A 19414-nucleotide genomic window follows, 5' to 3' on the forward strand; every position below is an offset into this window, starting at 1 on the left:
ACTGAACAATGATACTAATAAATAGAAGGCGAACTAATATGAGATTTACTTCAACTGTTACCCTGCATATTAAGCAACAGATCAAGATGGCCCTGCAACAAAGTCGCGGGTTAATTGTCACTGGTGCGAGTCTATCTACTTTAGCTCTGCTGACCGCTTGTGGCGGAGGTGGTGGAGATGATGACTCTTCTAAAGCGTCAGTCACGCCGCCAACGACAATCACTACACCGATCACCACACCACCAGCAACTACGATACCAACCACGCCGATAGTTATTCCTGTTGTGGATCCTACTTCACTCGATGACTTAGTCGTTGATCCTGATTATGATTTACAAGCGGCTTTTACTCTTTTAGTGCAGGTGGATCTTGCTACAAGTCAGCGAGGATATTTTTCATTATGTGATGATTATCAACAACAAAATCAGATAATTACGGTTAATTATGAGTCGTGTTTGTTACGTGGGGCGCTTAATAATGGCCAATTGAATGAACAATTACTTGTAGCAAATCATCAACGGAATCTAATGGCGGTGGTGTGGTTTTATGATGGCAGCGCACCGCAATACCAACAATGGCAATATTCGTCAGACAGTGCAGGGCAGCAGTTAGCCATAAACTAGTATCTTGACTTGTTGCTTAGGATTAAGCCAAGTCATGATTATTCAGCCAATGCGACAGCATTAATCATATATTCAACAAAGACTTTGGCAACAGCGGATAAACAACTATCTGTCGGGTAAATGATATTAATGTCTTTGAATCCGGCACTGAGTTCAGGTAATACATTAATTAATTGCTGACTTTCAACGGCCTCGGCCGCAATGATCTGAGGCAATAAGCTAATGCCTGCACCACCTAAACAAAAATGATACAAGGAGTTGTAATCACTGCAAATAATTTTATGGTTGCTGCTAATCTCTGCATGTGGAAATATCCATTTATCTTCTAATACCCCCTCTGCAGAGCGATACCCCAATAATGAGTGGTAATGTAAATCATCAATGGTCTCAATTACCGATGATTGTTCAAGATAAAGGTTGCTGGCATACATTTTTCGTTCAAAGGTCATCAGTTTTTTTGCGCAAAGATTGCCTTTGCTGTCATCACTGACATTGAGCATGCAATCTAGATCTAAGCGCTTTAGGTCTTGGATTTGCCCCTGCACAACAAACACTTCTAACTGTACTTGTGGATAATCATGAATAAAATTAGCAATATATTTATCCATAAGCTTGTCAACAAAAGGCAGTAAACCAATGCGTAATTTGCCTTGAACTTCATCATGGCGATGTTTGAACACATCACTAGCATGATTGAATTGATTAACTAAAGGTTCGATTTGAACAAGATACTGTCGACCCGCTGAGGTTAATGTCATGACTCTTGTCGTGCGGGTAAATAGCGGCGCACCAAGCTGTTTTTCCATATCACCAATACGACGACTGACTAATGCTCTGCGAGTATCTAAAGATTTTGCAGCTTTAGAAAAACTGCCTAACTTTGCTACAGCAATGAATAGTTCTAAATCTTTTATATTCAATATGGCAACCTATACAGCTTAAACTGTGGGTAATAAATGCTTTTCAAATGGAATTTTGAGTATTAATGACATTGAATATATTGATAATAAGCAGGCATGCTCGCGAGCCTTATTCGCCACAAATAACAAACTTAATTCAGTTTGTTTAGCGATGAATTTAATGATTAATCAACTATTAGGTCCCTTACTCAAGGCTAAAATTAATTAATTACTTTATTTTGTATAATAATTTTTGCTTGCTCTTTTGTCAATTTAGGCTCTCATTAAAGCAGTTAGATCATCACAAGTAAGTGATTTTAGTGACTTTGATATTACCTTAGTGAGTAGGTTATCTCTCTTGTTAGGGGAATTGTTGATATAAAATAGGTGAAGTATTGCACGCCATTATCTCGCTATTTAAGATATAATGCCTCGCAGATTTCTGGGAGGAAAAATGGACGTATCATCATTATTAGACGGCCTAAACGATAAGCAGCGTGAGGCAGTCGGCGCACCACTTTCAAATATGTTGGTGTTAGCGGGTGCCGGCAGTGGTAAAACCCGTGTATTAACCCATCGTATTGCGTGGTTAATGCAAGTTGAACAACAAAGTCCATATTCTATTTTGGCAGTCACCTTCACCAATAAAGCCGCAGCAGAAATGCGTGAACGGGTGGAGAAGGTCGTGGGCACTAACATGGGGCGGATGTGGATAGGCACCTTCCATGGTTTAGCTCACCGGTTATTGCGCACTCATTATCAAGATGCCAATTTACCACAAAGCTTCCAGATTATTGATTCAGACGACCAGTTGCGTTTACTCAAACGCATTCTTAAAAGCCTTAATTTAGATGAGAAGCAGTATCCTCCGCGTCAAGCTCAGGGTTATATCAATGGTAAGAAAGATCAAGGTCTTCGCCCTAAGCATATTGATGCAGGCAGCTTTCCGATTGAGCAAAACTTACTCAACATTTATAAGATTTACCAAGAGTCTTGCGATCGTGCCGGTTTGGTCGACTTTGCGGAAATCTTATTACGTGCTCATGAGTTATGGCTTAATAAACCGCATTTACTGACCCATTATCAAGAGCGCTTCCGTCATATTTTAGTTGATGAGTTTCAAGATACCAACGCGATTCAATACGCGTGGATCCGTGTGTTAGCCGGTAAAACAGCCAATGTGATGATTGTCGGTGATGATGACCAATCCATTTATGGTTGGCGTGGCGCGCAAATTGAAAACTTACATCGTTTCTTAAAAGACTTTTCTGAGGCTAAAACGATTCGGTTAGAACAAAATTACCGTTCAACAGCGAATATTTTGAACGCTTCTAACTCTGTGATTGCCAATAATCCTGATCGTTTAGGTAAAGAGTTATGGACTGAAGATAAAGATGGCGAGCCCATTTCAGTCTATTGCGCCTTTAATGAGATGGACGAAGCCAAGTTCATTGTCAGTCGCATTAGCGAGTGGCATGAAAAAGGCGGCAGTTTGAGCGAGTGCGCCATTCTATATCGTTCAAATGCGCAATCGCGAGTATTAGAGGAAGCCTTTTTACATAAAGGGTTAGCGTATCGTATTTACGGTGGCTTGCGCTTCTTCGAGCGTCAAGAAATTAAAGATGCGATGGGCTATATGCGTCTTATCAATAACAAAGATGATGATGCCGCATTCGAACGTGTGGTCAATACCCCTGCTCGTGGTATTGGCGATCGAACGTTGGACATTGTACGCTCAACCGCAAGACAGCATGAGCTAACACTTTGGCAAGCCTGTGTGCGTTTGGTCGAAGAGAAAGTACTCGCTGGGCGTGCAGCTAATGCCATAAATGGCTTTATGGAACTGATCATCTCGATGCGAACGGATACTGCAGATATGGTGCTGTATACCATGACTGATAATGTGATTGATCGTTCAGGCTTGCGTACTATGTACGAGGCTGAAAAAGGCGAGAAAGCCCAAGCGCGAATTGAAAACTTAAACGAACTCGTTACCGCTGCCCGCAGTTTTGAAATGCCTGAAGAGCTTGAAGACATAGGCGAGCTTAATGCCTTTTTATCCCATGCCGCACTAGAAGCTGGCGAAGGCCAAGCGGATGCCTTTACCGATGCAGTGCAGTTGATGACCTTACATTCGGCCAAGGGACTTGAGTTCCCAATGGTGTTTATGGCGGGCGTAGAGGAAGGATTATTCCCGAGTAAAATGGCTCTGGATGAAGGCGATCGGTTAGATGAAGAGCGCCGTTTGTGTTATGTCGGTATGACCCGTGCAATGCAAAAACTGTACATCAGTTATGCGGAGTCGCGTCGTATTTATGGCCGTGAAGATTATGCTAGCCCATCACGGTTTATTAACGAAATTCCTGAAAAGTTTGTTGAACAAATTCGTATCCGTGCTCAGGTGAAGCCATCGATTAGCAAGCGTTTTCCTGCTCGCCCTGCGACGGTTACCACTAAACCGAATGGTTTTAATGATACCGGTTATCGAGTTGGCTCTAAAGTGAAGCACTTTAAGTTTGGTGAAGGCAAGGTGATTAACTTTGAAGGCTCAGGTGAAAAAGGGCGTGTTCAGGTTGAGTTTGTCGATTTCGGCATCAAATGGCTGTTGGTGTCGTTAGCAAAACTAGAGCGTTGCTAATCTGTTGCGTTTGCTAAATCATGGAGAGATGACACCAATGCGATTGCAAGACAAGCTGCATGCATATGCACGATTAATGCGGATCGATAGACCCATTGGCACCTTACTTCTACTGTGGCCGTGTTTAATGGCGCTGGTGTTAGCGGCTCAAGGTATGCCAGACATTAAGGTCTTGCTGATATTTATTGTCGGTGTGGTGATTATGCGTGCTAATGGTTGCATTATTAATGACTTTGCCGATCGTAACTTAGATGCCCATGTTGAACGTACCAGTATGCGGCCGTTGGTGTCGGGTGTGGTCAGCGCCAAAGAAGCCCTAGGGTTGTTTGTTGTGTTGGGGCTCGCCGCATTTAGCTTAGTCTTATGGCTCAATCCACTGGTAGTGCAGCTATCTGTCGTTGGCATTGTGTTAACTGTGATGTATCCGTTTATGAAACGGATTACCAATATGCCGCAAATGTTTTTGGGCATTGTATGGAGCTGGTCTATTCCGATGGCTTATGCCGCTCAACTCGGCGAAGTCCCTGCTGAAGCTTGGTGGTTATTTATGGCTAATTGGTGTTGGACTGTGGCTTACGACACCATGTATGCCATCGTCGATCGCGACGATGATTTAAAAGTGGGCATTAAATCAACCGCCATTTTATTTGGCCGTTACGATAGGCAGATTATCGGCTTATTTCAACTTGCCGCCCTAGGGTGTTTTGTGATGGCGGGATTGATGGCTGAGCGTGGAGTGATTTATGGCTTGGGCATTATCAGCTTTGTTGCGTTTGCTGTGTATCAGCAAGGGTTAATTTATGGTCATGAACGTGCGCCATGTTTTAAGGCTTTTTTAAACAACAACTGGGCAGGTATGGTTTTGTTTATCGCGCTAAGTGCTGACTATGTTATTTCTGCAGCGGTATAATCACGACAAAGCATGAAATGGAATTGAGTTAATGGTTTATTACCATAGGGCAGGGATGCATGAATGAAAACAACTCCTTGGTTAATCGGTGCGATAATATGTTGTTGGTTATCCCTAGCCAGTGAGTCCGCTAACAATGATGCTTTACTGGCTGGCTTACCAAGCAACGCTGTCGATGTGCATTCCACAGCTGCAGTAGTCACTATTCCTCGTACCCGCCAATTTGTGCTTAACGATGGCGATCGCCACTATCAAGTGATGATCAAACTACCTAAAGATTACCGCAACAATCGTACTCATCATTACCCTGTAGTCTATATGACGGACTCCATGTATAGCTTGCAAGTGGTGTCTGGTGCGACGCGATTTCCAATGAACAGCAACATGATGCAACAAGCTATTTTAGTCGCCATAGGCTATCAGAGGCCGAGCAAAGGTTCGGCGAGTAGGATCCGCGACTATACCCCAAGTCACGATGCGAGTTGGAAACTACCCACTGGTGAGGCCAAGCGGCACGTTGCCTTTATCAGCCAGGTTGTTATGCCCTTTATTGAAAAAAACTATCGAGTCGACACACAACAAAATACCTTTGTGGGTAATTCGTTAGGCGGGTTACTCGGCGCACATATTTTATTAGAACAGCCAACGCTATTTGCGTATTACGTGTTGGGTAGCCCATCTCTATGGTTCGACAATAAACAATTGTTGCACCAGTTTGCTCAGCGTTTTAGTCAAACACCAGCAATATCTGCCGAGGTGTTTATTGGCATTGGTGAATTAGAGAAACCACCTTATACCCATGATGGTCATCAGATGGTTGCAGATGCTGAGGCTTTTTATCAAATACTCCAATCTCACCCATCTGCTCAAACCGGCACATTACAACTGAAACTATTGGTGATCCCCGAGGCCGATCATTCGATGGCTTTTCCTACTACCGCGATTCATGGTTTAACTTGGCTGTTCAAGCGCAATTTTTCGTGATCCCCATTTACGGCAATTTTTAGTAACAATTTTCACGCCAATCAATAGCAGTGAAACTAATGTTTGCTGATATGTTAACGACTTGTATCATCTCGTTTATATTCAGAATAATGATATGGCGTGGGTTAATAACATCTACAGGGATAAGTATTTAATGAGAGCCACGGTTAAGTATCGGTTAGTCTTTTTAGCCTTAATGGTGTTTAGCTTTGTAATAGGCGTTCAGTGGACGCCAGAGTCGTTAACGAGTGAAGCTGACAAGCGGTCGTTATACCTTATTTGTGCATTGTATTTTGTATTACTGCCTTTGAGCTACTGGTACTGCATTATTAAAATGGGTGCTCAGAAACTGTGGAAACTGATTGTCATTTTCAGTCTAAGCAGCTTGGTTGCTCGGTTAAGTTTCCCTGCCGAAGTCGCGCACTATTTTGAGTTTATTGCATGGTTACGTTATCCGATTATTGCGGTATTGCTGGTCATTGAATTGTACTTGGTGGTGAGTGTTGTTCGTGGCTTGATTAAGGTGCGAAAGCTTAAGGGCGATCCTAGAGTCGGGGCGGTAGAAACGTATCGGGATGGCGATGAAAAAAGCTTAACTATCGCACTTATTATGGCCAGTGAAGCGACTAACTGGTTTTATTCAATCCCTTGGTTTTCACGTCATCATCCGGTGGCCATCGCTAATATTAACCTCAACAGTGCAACGCGCTGGCATGTGTGGCTTATGCTATTTGGTTGTATTACCGCATCTTGTAGCAGTTATTTATTACTGGTTTCATGGAGCGAATGGGTGGCGATTATTGTCTCGAGCATTATTGCCTATACCTTGATGTCTATCGTGGCTAACCATCGGCTATCGCGTTATTACTCTTTGTATTTAATCAGAGATAACTTAGTGATCAATAATTCATTGTGGGGATTTATGGTGGTGAACATTGCCGATATTGCCAGTGTCGCTGCTCAAGAATCAACTGAATTAAATAAAGATGAGCCAGAAACCATTATTATTGGCCGTGGGCAGAGTAATGTCACTATTACCTTAAACCATCCGGTCATTTATCATGGTGGTATGGGCCAGTTACCCGAACCCATGATTACGATACATTTGAGTGTGGATGAGCCACAGCTGCTAATTCAGGCGCTTAATAATAAAGTCTCAGTGGCCGCGTAGTCATAAAAAGCTCATAAAAAATGCGCTGATAAAAGCGCATTTTTTATGAGTCAATCAGTACTACCAAGTGAAAACCCAGTCGTTGATTTGTTGATTAGTTTCGTACTAGTTTGGTTAAGTCTGCAGGGCGATAATAAACTGACTTTAATACTTTGCCTTGGCGCACAACTTTACCTGCCATTTCGACGTCTTTAGCGCACTTAGCAATAATAAACTCACCTTTAGTGCTACCGACAATCTCGACACCTTGTTTAGCGTAATGGGCAATGGTTTCGTCGAGTTCTTTGTGGTTGCGGCATACTTTACTCATGTTGCTTGAGTGCACTTCATCCCAGCATTGAATAAAATCAATTTGACGGTTTTTAGCGACGTTGAGCAATAAATCGATAAGGTAACTGATCTCAAGGCGATCGCTTACCTGAGACGCACCTAAGTGCACTAAACGGCCCATTAACACATAAACAGAGTCAACAATCGCATCGGCTTGTTCGATGCGAGAGTCGGCTTCAGCAAGCTCGGTCATTTCTTCAATAATTAATGATGTGTGTAAGGTATCTGCTTTGTCGTCTAGGCTAGCACTGTCATTAACCGGTAAATCAAAAGTGCTGCGAAACTCAAAAATGTCGCGATATAAATGGTTAAAAATGGATTGGTCTAAAACAGATAACTTCATTATAAAATAAGCCTAAAAATTGAAAAAATGGTGATAATGGTAATGAATTAAGGCGGAATCTACAAGGAAAACGGCGACCTTCGGTCTGCCGTTGTTGAGATAAAAAGAACCGCCCTAGAGAAGTCGGGATTGGACAGTAGTTGAAAATCACCTTGAACTATGAAATTACAGTTTGGTGTACTTAGCAATAAGTCTATCTAAATAAGGCTGTATGTCGTCGTCTGTCCAATCAATATAACCACGAACAAAACCAACAAGATTGCCTTTTCCATCCAGAATGAAGCTGGCTGGGATTAAATCTGCAGGCATGATGTAGTCGATGTTTTTTTCAGGGTCTAGCCATGTTTCATAGCCTGTAATACCGTGCGCTTTAAAGAAAGGAGCAATTGCATTGGTATCTTCATCGATTGATATTGGTAAAAGGACAAAATCTTTGTCTTTATTTCGTTGCTGTATTTCCTGCATAGCCGGTATTTCTTTAGCACAGGGGGCGCACCATGTTGCCCATAAATTTACCATCACTAACTTGCCGTGATATTGCTGCAAATCTACCTTATTTTTCTGTTGATCCATAAAGTGTATATCAGCAATCTTTCTAGCATGATGCAGTTCAACAAAGCGCGACATTACCAGAGGTTTTTCAATAGGGTCGCCGGTTTTATAGACTCTAACATCCACAGGTGACGCAGGTGCATTTAAATGAATACTGGCGGTAAGGATTAACAGTGTTAAAGGAAGCAATTTATTCATAATTTTTCTCGTCTATTACAGATTTTTCGTTAGCTGATTGCCGTTTGTGTTGTGTCATTACCCAGCTAATACCGCCGACAATGGACAGAATAATCAACATAAAAGGTATGAGCCATAGTGCGAATGTGCCGCTATTGATGCTTGGGTTATAACGGATCCTTTCACCAAAGCGTGCCACCATAAAATCAATGATTTGCTGTTTAGATTGACCTTCATCTAATTGTTTAAAAATGTGGCCTTTCAACTCATTAGCAATTTGTGTTTGTGAGTCAAAAAGACTGCGATTATCAGAAGAAGGGCAGCGAAGCTCTTGGGCAATCTCAAAACCCAATTTGCGCTTTTTTTCTGGGCTATACATTGCGGTATCAGCGAGTACTGACGGAATGAACACACACAGTAATATTGTTATCATCATGACTCTTAAATTCATGAGATGAGTTCCTGTAAAGTGTAAGTGGATGGTAAAGTCTTTAACTGTGTGGTGGGTTGGTGATAGCGGCTTGTTAATACGATAAAAAAACCGCCAAACATCATTAATATCGCGCCAATCCAAAGCCAGCTCACCATAGGTTTATAGCTGATACGGATTAAGTATTCAGTCTCATTTAACTTGGTGCCCATTGATACATATAAATCTTGAAACGCCGTAGAGTAAACACTAGCGGCAGTGGTTTGCATGCCATTAGTTTTAAAGGTTTGACGTTGAGGATAAACATAACCCACGGTTTTTTCGTCTAAATCCATAATACGGATATTGGCTTGCAGGGCATCAAAGCTTGTTGCCGTTATCTGCTGGGTTTGCTCAAATACAAAGATATATCCGGCCAACTCTCTGCCTTGACCTGGCCCCATACTTAGGACTTCTTCTTGTTCAAAATGAGAGACAACAGTACCCGCAAGAATTGCTATTGCAATGCCAAAGTGCGCTAAGCACATGCCAAAAAAGCGGTATGATTGAGTGGTTTTTGTTTTACTTTTAAGGAGCTGATACATCGCGAGGCAAGTGCAAGCTATAATCCATATAGTGGCCAGTAAGCCAAAGAAAAACCATGCATTAGTACGCTCTGTATTGACACTGATAAGTATCACTAGTGCAACACAAACGAATAGCAAAAGCAGTGGGCGTTTTAAGCTGGATAATTTTTCTTGTTGCCAACTTATCAAAGGTGCTAATCCCATCAGGAAACTCAGGATGAAAATAATGGGCACAAAAATACTGTTGAAATAAGGTGCGCCGACTGAGATTGTGTTGTTAGTGATGACGTTATAAATAATTGGGTAGTAGCTGCCTAGTAGCACCGACAGACCAGCTACCACCAATAAGAGGTTACCAAGCAATATAAGTGTGTTTTTGGAAAAAGGACTGAACCTGTCTTCTGCAGTTATATAAGAAATACGGCTTGCAAATAACGCTAAAGCTCCACCAGATAACACCACAAGCAGAAAGAGAATTGACATACCACGGGTGGGATCAGCAGCAAAGGCATGCACAGATTGTACAACGCCAGAGCGAACGATAAAGGTGCCAAGTAAGCTAAGTGAAAAAGCCAATATCGCTAAGAATAGCGTGAATTTTTTACATTGCCCTAAGCGCTGAGTCATGGTTACTGAATGCACTAAAGCTGTCGCCACAAGCCATGGAATAAACGAGGCATTTTCTACAGGATCCCAAAACCACCAACCACCCCAGCCAAGTTCGTTATAAGCCCACCACGAACCAAACGCATTGCCACCGGTTAGAAACACCCACGCCATAATAGCCCAAGGGCGCATATATTGTGCTTGTTGTTGGGTGAATTGTTTTCCGAGCAATGCGGATACTGAACTTGCAAAGCAAACCGTTAAGCCGACATAACCGAGGAACAATAGCGGTGGGTGAATAATTAAACCGATGTTTTGTAATATTGGATTTAAGTCTCGGCCTTCAATTGGAAAGTTCGGTAGAAGCCTAACAAAGGGGTTTGATGTGAAAATGATAAATAAACTAAAACCCAAAATGACCAAGGCTAATACCGATACGGTACGGACAAAAAACGCTTCATTATTCTCTGTCTTTCTATTGGCGATTAATGCCGTCCAAAATGCAATGGCACTGACCCAGAAAAGCATTGAACCTTCATGGCTTCCCCAAACTGCGGCAATTTTATAGAAGGTGGCCAGTTGAGTATTAGAGTGGTTCGCCACATAAGCAACAGAGAAGTCATTACAGATAAAGCTAAGCGTTAGGCAGGTAACTGCAGCCATAAAGGCTAATAACATCATATTACTTAATGGACGGTAATAGCTGATTAAATATCGGTTGCCTTTATATAACCCGAATAATGGAATGGTGGCCAATAATAATGAAAGGCTTGTGGCTATGATTATCAGTAAATGTCCAATTTCTGGGATCATCTTATATATACCTAGTTATATTAATCATGTATGTAGTTAATTTTTACTCATTGGTTTTTACTCATTGAGTCGTGAAATTTGATAATTAAAAAACTTAATGAATAAAGTTAAATAAACATTATCTTTGTTGATGTTTATTTTCTGTGAGGCTGATCTTATTCGTATTTCAATTATTTTAAGATGAGAGTTTTTTATATTAACAAATATATTTTTAGATTTTTTTATAGCTAAAAAATCGGTATTTTTATATAAAAAATAATCTAAAATAAAATCCAAGTTATTGTAATTAAAGACTTTATTTTGTTTTATGTTTTGTTATTTCTGAGTCGTTTTTCTATGTGATCTTGCGCATGGTTAGCCCTGTAATTACCTTTAAAATGCCTCTTGCTCAAATTAATTATATCGTTCGCTGAACTGCCAGGTTTGGTGGAGAAAAATAGAGTAATGATGATGAGGATTGGGACAATGAAACAGGGTAAATACAAGCTAGCTGCACTCAGTGTGCTGCTTTGTCTTGGCGCTGTAGGTACTGTTAATGCAGGCGGAAAGGCAACAAGTGAAAAGTCGATGGGGCATACCGCATTAGAAGTAATTGAACATTCTAATGGTGTTGAAAAAACTAAAGGGGTTAAAACACTACAAGATTATATTGTTCAGGAAAAAGAATTATTTGATTTTCTTTTTCAAAATCACCCATTATTTAAATATCATGAAGAAGGTAATTTAATTGGTGAGTATCATGTAAGCGACCGGGGTGAAGAATATCTCGATACTGGTAATAGCCCTGTATATAGTGAAATGGTTGGTCGCCCAAGTGCGGTTCAATATCGTTTAGGCGCGAAATCAATTCTTGATTATCCAAATAAGTTTGTTGGTCCTGAAAAATGTGGTGAATGTCATGCTGTCCAATATGAAGCATGGAGCCGCTCTCGTCATGCGAAGACAATTCGTTTCCCTGGCGACCATCCAGAAGTTGATAACGATCTTAAAAAGCCAATGTATGGCACTAAAGATACGTCTATCTTAGCTGACGGTATTACGCCTGATGCCATCTATGCAACTGTCGGTACGCCTCGTACTAAATATGGTTTCATCGATAGTTACCTTGTTCGTGGCACATACCATATTCGTGATGGTTTACTTATTGAAGGCACCGGTAAAATGGTCGCTGGTGGTAACCAATTCTCACGTGGTTGGGCCGAATGGTTAACCCCTGCCATGGCGGCAAAAATCAATGCTGTTATCCCTGAGTTCCCAGCCACTAACGACGGTAAAGCTTTTGGCGCAAGTGGTTCTCATCAAATCGGCATGAGCTCATACGGAGCGAAATACGAAAAAGAAATGCTGTTCCAACCAGCAAGTTCTTATTGTGAAGTGTGCCATAGCTTCAAGTTTGATTTCCAATCTAAAGATGAATACTTTGCCGCATTAGGCGACCCTAAAAAACTACAAGAACATACTATTTCTAAAGGTATTGCCTGTGAAGAGTGTCATGGCGCTGGGGGTCACTTAGACGGTGGGAATGGCGGCGGAATGCCTTCTAACTGTGAGCGTTGTCATCAACGTTTTAATTTTGTACCTGATTTAGCTAAAACAGAGAAAGGTAAAGAGAAGTTAGAGTATGCATTTGGTGTGAAAATGAAGTCTGCATGTCCATCATGTGGTACTGAAGGTTCGCAAATGTTCGCTTCTATGCATTATGAAAAAGGCATGCGTTGTTCTACTTGTCATGATCCACATGAAGTAACAAGCAACGATTGGAAGTCTGGTTATACCAAACCAAAAATGAAGAAAGAGTGCTCTGATTGTCATGCTGCACAAGCTGAAATCGTAGAGAACACTAAGTCTCATAGCGAACAAACCTGTACAAGTTGTCATATGCCGAACATGGGTAGTTGTGAAAACTTCACTGCTATGCAGTTCCCTGACCAAGCAGGCTTCGACGCGGTGCGTAAGTCGCATATGTGGAAGATTGAAATAGATCCAACTAATAAGACTCTTAACCCGCCTGAAGGTGAGCCTCGTGTATCAAGTACTAAAGGTTGGACTGTTGCTAAAAATGCAAACGGTAATAACTACTTAGACTTAATGTGGTCATGTGCACGTACTGCAATCTCTGATGATAACGTTGTTAATGGCAAAGGTTGTCATAGTCAGTTCCAATCCGAACTCGATCCAAGCTTACATTACGAAGACCAACAAGAGATTTATGGTGAAGTGATGAAGTGGCAAACACCGATTAAAGACACCTACGCTCAGGTTGTGGTTGCACTGGATGGTATCGATAAACTGCTAGAAGTCACTAAATTATCCGTTGAAGATAAATCACAAGTACTTTTACTTACTGATAAAGCTCAAGATGCTGTAACGCTTCTTAAGAAAGACGGTTCTTGGGGGGTGCATGGTGCACGTTATAGCCAAAAACGTATCGATGCTGCGATGACATATGTCACCCAAGCTCAAGCAATTATCAATAAAAATAGTATGTAAATCAATAATGGTTTCCCGCAATAGCGGGAAGCCATTTACCGATATTCCGACATCGCTGTGATGACGAGATATGTAGAGAGAATGTAATGAAAAAACTACTTAGCACCATTTTGATTTCAGTGTCGTTGTTAGTCGTATTTAACACTCCAGTATTCGCTGGCGGCGGCGGAGAGATGACTCTTGCTCCAGTATATGACATTCAGCTTAACCCGATCTCAATGCGTGAGGCTGAGACGTTAATAGGCAAAGAGGATGTTTATTTTTTTGATGTGAACACGATGGAGTTATGGGCTGAAGGATATATTCCGGGTGCTATTTATTTCAACGTTAAAAATTGGAAAAAACTACTTCCAAAAAATAAGGATGCCGTAATGATTTTCTACTGTGCAAATCCTTTATGCACTTCCAGCGCAATGGCGGCCAGAGAAACTGTGAAAATCGGTTATACCGGCGTTAGGCATATGAGCGAGGGCATTTATGGATGGCGCTTATCAGGTAGGCCAACAGAGAAACCATAACCCTTTATTTCAGATTAATAGCTATTGGTAATTTACTGATAGGTAAAACTCAATAATGTGAGAATTCTTTATGAAAAATCTTAGCAAAAGTGCGTTAACCATTGCGACGTGTATTTCGTTAGTACTATCAGCCAGCAGTGTTGCGAGTGATGGATTGGCAAGTGATGTTGAAAAACAGTCTTATAGTATAGGCGCTTCGGTAGGTAATTATTTATCAAACCAAATTTTTAATCAAACAGAGCTAGGTGCAAAAGTCGACGTTCAAGACGTTATTGATGGAGTGATTGATGCGTTAAAAGATCAGCAAAAAATCACTGATGAGGACGTCATCACTTACTTGAATGAGCGAAGTGAATTATTGAATTTATTAAACACCCAAAAAGATGAAAAAATGGCGTTAGCAAGTCGTAAAGCTAGCGAAGATTATTTAACGAAAAACAAAGATAAATCAGGTGTAAAAGTGACAGACACCGGTTTGCAGTATGAAGTGTTAACCCTTGGTGACGGTATTAAACCTAAGGCTGAAGATGTGGTGACAGTGAAATACAAAGGTTCATTGATTGATGGCACTGTCTTTGAAGAAACCACCGAACCAGTGCGTTTTGCATTGTTAACGGCTATTGACGGTTGGGAAGAAGGTTTACGTCTAATGCCTGTTGGTTCAACTTTTCGATTCACTATTCCATCTGAGTTGGCTTACGGCGCAGAGGGCGCGGGTAATATTCCTGGTGAAACAGCCTTAGTGTTTGAGGTTGAGTTAGTTAAGTCCGAAAAACCAAGTGAAAAAGCCAAAGGAATGGGGCTGAGTGGTATGGGAATGGAAGGCATGATGAACCAATCAATAGCGGGTAAATAGCCTAGTTAACGTAACAACTTATTCAATTCAAAGAAGAGACACTTATGAATATTCTGGCCTTAGGTATTGCAATATGTCTGAGTATATTTATCGGACTCTTCTGGCTTCATCACAGTGCATACAACCGTAATTTGAGCAGTACTGTGGTGAAAAATAATAGCAGAGTGACTAAAGGTGTTAGCAAGGCTGTAAACGTTGAACTTGATGAGTTCAATGGTCTTGCTACCGCTCATTATCCTTTTGGGATGTCAGTCATCGTGTTGATCTTTTCGATATCTATTTATGCCAGTGGAGGACATTTTCAAGGTTGGGATCAGGGTAGAGTTGATGACAATGTGGATTATCTTGTCGCTGCTAACATCACGAAAGGGCGGATGCAAGTTGAGCAACAACCACAAGATGAAAGGGCACTTATGGCGTTAGCGCAGTCTTATGCCGAAGGCGGCTTATATGCTGACTCGGTCGGGACGCTAACCCAGCTTATTTCTTTGGTCGGCAACGACGCTGAACTCTTAGGGATGAAAGCAACATCAATGTATTACCGTGATACTCGCACATTCGGGCCTGAAACAAAGCAAGTGATTGATACCGCTTTGTCTATCCAAAGTGACGAGCTTCATACTCGAATGCTACTTGCAACAGACGCTTACTTAAATGGTGAGTATGCAATAGCCATCGAGCATTGGCAGATTTTACTAACAAACCAATCTCAACCTTTTAATCGACAATCTATTACTAATGCAATTATAAAAGCCGAATTTCAATTGGACGAAGTGAATCAATAATTTCGTCATTTGAATTTACAGCCGAACCAATAAATACCTGTCAGCCAATGCTGATATAGGGAGGGTGTTGTGAGTGAGAATATAGAGAGACGGAGGTTTCTAAAAGGTGTTGGGGCTGCTTCTTTAATTTGGGGACCGATGGGTTGTACCTCAGTTGAAGACGACAGTTCTAATACGAATAAACCTCATTATGTCATGGTGTTTGATCAAAACAAATGTACTGGATGTGGAGAGTGCAAGCTGGCTTGTAATACAGCAAACAACTTACCTGAGGGGAAGTCAAAGTGTTTGATGGAACATCAATCGGGTGGAGTAGAAGGTAAAGCTTGCCCACACTGTGGTAAAGACAAATGTAACTGCGAACGTAAGTTTGTACGTGTTTCTTGTCAACAGTGTAAAAATGCACCATGTGTCAGTGTATGCCCAACTGGTGCAGCACATAGAGATCCTAAAACTGGGATTGTGACCATGGATAAAAGTAAGTGTGCCGGTTGTAAATATTGTATTGGCGCCTGTCCTTATAATGCTCGTTTCATAAATGAAGATACCAATGTCGCTGATAACTGTGATTTTTGTTTAAGTAGCAAGTTATCAAAAGGCGAGTTACCAGCATGTGTACAGCTATGTAAATATGACGCATTGGTTTTTGGTGATATTAACGACCCAAACTCATATGTGAATAAATTATTGGCAGTCAAAGACTCTGTTCGTATGAAACCTCAGTTTGGTACTGAGCCGAGTTTACGTTACATACCAGTCGTTAAATTGGGGGTATAAGATGGACGGTTCAATGGAATTCACCATGGGGTTATCCAAAGGGATAGCGTGGCCATGGCCTATTGCAGTGTACTTGTTTTTAGCAGGGATCTCTGGTGGTGCTTTAGTTGTTGCGTTAGCTCTTCGGTTTATTAAATGCCAAACCGCTAACACACCTTTGTATAAAGCTGCCGCGTTAATTTCGTTCGTTACGATAAGTTTAGGTATGTTATGTCTAGTGTTAGATTTAACTAACCCTATGTTCTTCTGGCGTATTTTGGTGTTTTACAATTTAACTTCAGTAATGTCACTTGGGGTTATCGCGCTTTGTGCTTATATCCCATTAACAGCGGTGTTGTGTCTTTATGCCTTTGAAGATGACATAAAAGCTATTAAGGGGTTAAGCATACTATTGCCACTTATTAGTATGTTGAAGCCAATTCGTCGTCCATTAGAATTATTAACTTTGATTCTTGCTATGTCGGTTTGTGCATATACAGGCTTCTTAATTTCAGCACTAATTCGTTTCCCACTGATTAATACTGCAGTGTTACCTGCATTATTTATCGCATCTGGTATTTCTGCTGGTGCAGCAGCATCAAAAATGGTGTCGGTTTTAGTGTTTAAAGAAGACTTACACAGTAGTGAGTTAAAGCTGTTACACGGTGCAGAATGGCCGATCATGATTACTGAAATTTTGTTTATTGTGATGATTGCCATGTCACTTGCTACGGGTAATGAAGGTGCGCAATCTGCATTTTCTGCATTTACTAGTGGTGTATGGGCTAACTTGTTCTGGGTTGGGGTAGTTGGGGTTGGTTTCTTAGGCCCCATCTTACTTAACTTTGCCACAGGTAGAACCTTTAGCCATTCAGCCAAAGCGTTCTACTTATCAGGTGTATGTGTCATTAGTGGCATGATGTGCCTACGTTTGTTCATCTTATATGCGGGGCAAACTTACGGTATTTAATCAGTTTTGAGGGCTGCCCTTTATTAATTGACTCCCCCGCTGCTTTTAGGGGGAGCTCTTTCAATGTGATTGTTTACTGTTAAGTGTGAATTATATGAATAGAATTTATGTTTTACTGTTGTTTATCCCGATGCTATTTGCTTGCGGCCCTCAAAATGATGGGCTAACAATGCACAACTCTCAGGCTATTCACGATCATGACCGTTGTCATATGTGCGGCATGATGATCACAAAATACCCAGGACCTAAAGGTGAGGTGTTGTTAAAAAATAGTGATGTAATCCCCAAGTTTTGCTCAACTAGAGACATGTTCAATTTTATTTTACAGCCGGAGAATCAACGGCAAGTAAGCCAAGTTTATGTGCATGATATGGCAAAAACATCATGGGAAATGCCTAAAGATGATTCCTTTATTGATGGAGTAAAGGCTTGGTATGTTTATGGCTCGAATCGTAAAGGTGTTATGGGGCCTTCCGTTGGCTCATTTAGTAGTGCAGATGCAGCGCAAAATTTCGCTAATGAGTTTGGCGGTGCAGTGTTGGCATATGATGAGATCACACTCGAAGTATTAGGTGAAGGAATGTCGCACGAAAAGGGCATGTCACACAAAAAGGGCATGTCACACAAAAAAACATGAGTCATTAATGCTAGTCTCAAATAAAGTGGCTTTTTATAAGGTCACTTTCATTGGGCACTATTACGTTTGAGTAGAGTGGTATGACAATGAGACTTGCTAGTTTGTTATCTATTTTTATGGGCATACTCATTCTGCCAAGTACTGCTGCTGAAATACAGGTGAAAGATCCACTAAGCTTACAACTAAAAATTCAGCAAGCACATTCTTATGACACGTTAGTCTTGCATCCAGCCGTTTTTCAGGGGCAATTTATCATAGATAAACCGCTCATTATTATTGGTAAGCCCGGCGCAGAAATAGACGCGTTGGGTTATGGCAGTGCAATAACGATAGCAAGCTCAGATGTTAAGCTTCGATCGTTAAAAATTGTCAATTGGGGGGCAGACCAATATGAGCTAAATGCCGCAATATTAATTAACGACGGCATTAATAATGTGTTAATTGAAAATAACGAATTATGGGGTCCAAGCTTTGGTATTCGAGCAGATAATGGTGATTTTTTATCGATTAAAAACAATGTGATTACTGGTAGCAGCCAAGGACATATTTTGGACAGAGGAGATGGTATTTACTTAAAGCGGGTCGATAATGCCGTCATTCAATTCAACGAGATTAAACATGTGAGAGATGGCATTTATCTTGAGTCAGGTAAGTATAGTTTGGTGAGCGATAATTACTTTGTTAACCAGCAATATGGCTTGCACTATATGTATACCGCTCATGATGAAGCATTTAATAATTATGCTGAAGATGTTGATGGTGGTTTTGCATTAATGAGTTCTGAGAAAATCAAGTTACATCATAATCGAGTTCAATCGGCCCAACGTTTTGGTGTGTTACTGAACATGACTAATCACTCTGAAGTATCTGCAAACCGGGTCAATAAAATTGTTAATTCACATGCGAAAGTTGCGGGAAGTGAAGGCCGTGGGATGTTTATTTACGGTGCACGTGATAATGCAGTGTTTGATAATAATTTTTCCAATAGTGAGGTAGGTATTTATATGGCGATGGGCGGTGAAGGCAATAAGATTTACCGTAATCAATTTATTAATAACCAGGCTCAGGTTAAATATGTTGGTGATAGCCTCGTTGAGTGGAGTTATGAACGTCAGGGGAATTATTGGAGTCGTTTCATTGGTTGGGATCTGACGGGGAATGGTATTAGTGAGCAGGCTTATCAGCCAAGTGATCAATTAGATCGTTTGTATTGGCTTTATCCAGAAGCGCAATTTCTATTAAAAAGTCCAGTCGCGCAACTACTTCGCTGGACGCAACATCAATTTAAAATTATGCCTGAATCAGGAGTAATTGATAGTTTTCCTATGATGAGCCCCCCCCCAAGTTGATAGATTATAAA

At 41.1% G+C, this 19414-nt stretch carries 18 protein-coding genes; 13 read left to right on the plus strand and 5 right to left on the minus strand.

The genetic code is table 11. The annotated features are described in order from the left end of the window. Positions 1 to 38: 38 nt before the first annotated feature. Complete coding sequence (locus AAEZ02_RS02255; RefSeq protein WP_233768618.1) at positions 39 to 623, plus strand: hypothetical protein; 585 nt, start codon at positions 39 to 41, stop codon at positions 621 to 623. A 38-nt stretch (positions 624 to 661) separates the two neighbouring features. On the opposite strand, the gene AAEZ02_RS02260 is transcribed toward AAEZ02_RS02255, so the two are convergent. Beyond that, positions 662 to 1543 (minus strand): LysR family transcriptional regulator, encoded by an 882-nt coding sequence (locus AAEZ02_RS02260; RefSeq protein WP_124012510.1) that lies wholly within the window; start codon positions 1541 to 1543, stop codon positions 662 to 664. A 433-nt stretch (positions 1544 to 1976) separates the two neighbouring features. On the opposite strand from AAEZ02_RS02260, the gene uvrD reads away from it, so the two are divergent. The 4 genes from uvrD (at position 1977) to AAEZ02_RS02280 (ending at position 7225) form a co-directional block, all read left to right on the plus strand. After that, a complete protein-coding gene (uvrD, locus tag AAEZ02_RS02265; RefSeq protein WP_124012509.1) occupies positions 1977 to 4160 on the plus strand; it encodes a DNA helicase II in 2184 nt (727 codons plus the stop codon). Between the two features lie 37 nt (positions 4161 to 4197). After that, entirely contained in the window at positions 4198 to 5070 is an 873-nt protein-coding gene (gene ubiA, locus AAEZ02_RS02270) for a 4-hydroxybenzoate octaprenyltransferase (protein ID WP_124012685.1), read from the plus strand. Between the two features lie 63 nt (positions 5071 to 5133). Continuing rightward, entirely contained in the window at positions 5134 to 6054 is a 921-nt protein-coding gene (locus tag AAEZ02_RS02275) for an alpha/beta hydrolase (protein WP_351121750.1), read from the plus strand. 154 nt (positions 6055 to 6208) lie between these two features. Beyond that, entirely contained in the window at positions 6209 to 7225 is a 1017-nt protein-coding gene (locus tag AAEZ02_RS02280) for a hypothetical protein (RefSeq protein WP_124012507.1), read from the plus strand. Between the two features lie 94 nt (positions 7226 to 7319). On the opposite strand, the gene AAEZ02_RS02285 is transcribed toward AAEZ02_RS02280, so the two are convergent. The 4 genes from AAEZ02_RS02285 to AAEZ02_RS02300 form a co-directional block, all read right to left on the minus strand. Beyond that, positions 7320 to 7898, minus strand: a complete 579-nt coding sequence (locus tag AAEZ02_RS02285; RefSeq protein WP_124012506.1) for a nucleoside triphosphate pyrophosphohydrolase family protein — start codon at positions 7896 to 7898, stop codon at positions 7320 to 7322. Positions 7899 to 8063: 165 nt separating this feature from the next. Next, positions 8064 to 8648 carry a TlpA family protein disulfide reductase gene (locus tag AAEZ02_RS02290; protein WP_124012505.1) on the minus strand — a complete coding sequence of 195 codons (585 nt, stop codon included), beginning with the start codon at positions 8646 to 8648 and terminating at the stop codon, positions 8064 to 8066. After that, positions 8641 to 9078, minus strand: coding sequence for a cytochrome c-type biogenesis protein (locus tag AAEZ02_RS02295; protein WP_351121752.1), 438 nt, complete (start codon positions 9076 to 9078; stop codon positions 8641 to 8643). The genes AAEZ02_RS02290 and AAEZ02_RS02295 overlap by 8 nt, the downstream gene beginning before the upstream one ends. After that, complete coding sequence (locus AAEZ02_RS02300) at positions 9075 to 11042, minus strand: heme lyase CcmF/NrfE family subunit (protein ID WP_233768619.1); 1968 nt, start codon at positions 11040 to 11042, stop codon at positions 9075 to 9077. The genes AAEZ02_RS02295 and AAEZ02_RS02300 overlap by 4 nt, the downstream gene beginning before the upstream one ends. 465 nt (positions 11043 to 11507) lie before the next feature. On the opposite strand from AAEZ02_RS02300, the gene AAEZ02_RS02305 reads away from it, so the two are divergent. The 8 genes from AAEZ02_RS02305 to nosD all read left to right on the plus strand — a co-directional run bounded on the left by AAEZ02_RS02305 (position 11508) and on the right by nosD (position 19403). Next, entirely contained in the window at positions 11508 to 13532 is a 2025-nt protein-coding gene (locus AAEZ02_RS02305; protein ID WP_124012502.1) for a multiheme c-type cytochrome, read from the plus strand. A gap of 86 nt (positions 13533 to 13618) precedes the next feature. Further along, positions 13619 to 14050, plus strand: a complete 432-nt coding sequence (locus tag AAEZ02_RS02310) for a rhodanese-like domain-containing protein (RefSeq protein WP_124012501.1) — start codon at positions 13619 to 13621, stop codon at positions 14048 to 14050. 70 nt (positions 14051 to 14120) lie between these two features. Next, the gene (locus AAEZ02_RS02315) at positions 14121 to 14906 is read left to right on the plus strand and encodes an FKBP-type peptidyl-prolyl cis-trans isomerase (protein ID WP_124012500.1); all 786 of its coding nucleotides are present in this window, start codon (positions 14121 to 14123) and stop codon (positions 14904 to 14906) included. Between the two features lie 44 nt (positions 14907 to 14950). Then, complete coding sequence (locus AAEZ02_RS02320; RefSeq protein ID WP_124012499.1) at positions 14951 to 15691, plus strand: nitrite reductase; 741 nt, start codon at positions 14951 to 14953, stop codon at positions 15689 to 15691. Between the two features lie 69 nt (positions 15692 to 15760). Beyond that, on the plus strand, positions 15761 to 16468 hold the full coding sequence (locus tag AAEZ02_RS02325; RefSeq protein WP_124012498.1) for a 4Fe-4S dicluster domain-containing protein: 708 nt from the start codon (positions 15761 to 15763) through the stop codon (positions 16466 to 16468). A gap of 1 nt (position 16469) precedes the next feature. Further along, a complete protein-coding gene (gene nrfD, locus AAEZ02_RS02330) occupies positions 16470 to 17417 on the plus strand; it encodes an NrfD/PsrC family molybdoenzyme membrane anchor subunit (protein ID WP_124012497.1) in 948 nt (315 codons plus the stop codon). A 94-nt stretch (positions 17418 to 17511) separates the two neighbouring features. Next, positions 17512 to 18054, plus strand: a complete 543-nt coding sequence (locus AAEZ02_RS02335) for a nitrous oxide reductase accessory protein NosL (RefSeq protein ID WP_351075102.1) — start codon at positions 17512 to 17514, stop codon at positions 18052 to 18054. 86 nt (positions 18055 to 18140) lie between these two features. Beyond that, entirely contained in the window at positions 18141 to 19403 is a 1263-nt protein-coding gene (gene nosD, locus AAEZ02_RS02340; RefSeq protein ID WP_351121755.1) for a nitrous oxide reductase family maturation protein NosD, read from the plus strand. Positions 19404 to 19414 lie beyond the last annotated feature (11 nt).

The sequence above is a fragment of the Shewanella sp. T24-MNA-CIBAN-0130 genome (assembly GCF_040310185.1).
GTDB lineage: Bacteria > Pseudomonadota > Gammaproteobacteria > Enterobacterales > Shewanellaceae > Shewanella > Shewanella psychromarinicola.